Below are 524 nucleotides of genomic sequence, written 5' to 3'. Positions count from 1 at the left end.
ATGATTTTGATGTGTTTATCGATTTTACCCGTCCGGAAGGTACGCTGAACCATCTCGCTTTTTGTCGCCAGCATGGCAAAGGGATGGTGATCGGCACTACGGGGTTTGACGAAGCCGGTAAACAAGCAACTCGTGACGCCGCTGCCGATATTGCGATTGTCTTTGCTGCCAATTTTAGCGTTGGCGTTAACGTCATGCTTAAGCTGCTGGAGAAAGCAGCCAAAGTGATGGGTGACTACACCGATATCGAAATTATTGAAGCACATCATAGACATAAAGTTGATGCGCCGTCAGGCACCGCACTGGCAATGGGAGAGGCGATCGCCCACGCCCTTGATAAAGATCTGAAAGATTGCGCGGTCTACAGTCGTGAAGGCCACACCGGTGAACGTGTGCCTGGCACCATTGGTTTTGCCACCGTGCGTGCAGGTGACATCGTTGGTGAACATACCGCGATGTTTGCCGATATTGGCGAGCGTCTGGAGATCACCCATAAGGCGTCCAGCCGTATGACATTTGCTAAC

1 protein-coding gene is annotated in these 524 nt (G+C 51.5%); it reads left to right on the top strand.

Annotated elements, in window-relative coordinates:
- Window positions 1–524: 4-hydroxy-tetrahydrodipicolinate reductase (gene dapB / locus DDE13_RS22695; protein ID WP_111406414.1), on the top strand; the 524-nt coding region annotated here is incomplete at both ends.

This window comes from Meridianimarinicoccus zhengii (assembly GCF_003254465.1).
In the GTDB taxonomy this organism is placed as follows: Bacteria; Pseudomonadota; Alphaproteobacteria; order Rhodobacterales; family Rhodobacteraceae; genus Meridianimarinicoccus; species Meridianimarinicoccus zhengii.
The sequence above is the reverse complement of the archived record's forward strand: the minus strand, read 5'-3'. Positions and strand labels throughout refer to the sequence as shown.